The organism is Neptuniibacter sp., from assembly GCF_024231755.1.
Taxonomy (GTDB): Bacteria; Pseudomonadota; Gammaproteobacteria; order Pseudomonadales; family Balneatricaceae; genus Neptuniibacter.
Genome location: NZ_JAAEQH010000169.1, coordinates 1 through 745 on the forward strand (window position 1 = coordinate 1; position 745 = coordinate 745).

Consider the following 745-nt stretch of genomic DNA (forward strand, 5'->3'; position numbering starts at 1 on the left):
AGCTATACAACACCTTGCAACACCAAGAATCGATCAAGGCCGGGGCTGGCAGCTAGTGTTCACTAAAACTAGCTAAACACACGGATTAAGCACGGCGCCACAGCTATCTAAGTTAGCCCAGTCCAACTCTGGTCCTGACAAGTGCGATAGCTGTCCGGTCAAACCAAACAGCTAAAGCTAAAGACGCGGTTCCCTTTACCTCCGACTAAACAACTCTGTAAGAACTCCGGATAAATAAAGAAAGGAAAAAGGCAACAGCCTGTACGTCGGCTGTCTCCTTTGCTGAAACCTCAGACTTCGTTGCAAACAGAGCGAGCTCTTCACACAACCATCTGGTCCAACAACTTTATTCACACAAGAATGAGGCAGAGCACAACGAGATACAAAACCCGTATGACCAATCACAAAGCGACGTTTGATCACGTGACGACGGTTCCTGAAGCGACTTTTATTCTGCACCATCTTCAGCCGCCGCTTGCTGCATTATGCGTAGCGAGAACCGTATTAAGAGATGCAGAGCTTCAGACGACTCTACACTTTACTTACGTTTTATTACCACAAGGATCTAATGCAGGGCTCTTTAATTTAGACAAGCAATGCGGAAAACTGCCCCTGCGTAGTGACCAGTTGGTTCTGCGAGTTCAAGAGGGGAAAGCTAACTCAGAAGATGATCCTCGCCCTGCCAGACCACTGACAGCGGTTACCGAAGAAAACGTGGATGCTGTGGAGAGGCTGATTGACCAGG

Annotated in this window: 1 protein-coding gene; it reads left to right on the plus strand. The window is 48.2% G+C overall.

Going from position 1 to position 745, the window contains the following annotated elements:
• Positions 1–393: 393 nt before the first annotated feature.
• A partial coding sequence (locus GY843_RS09120; protein ID WP_297308792.1) for a hypothetical protein occupies positions 394–745 on the plus strand: 352 nt, incomplete at its 3' end.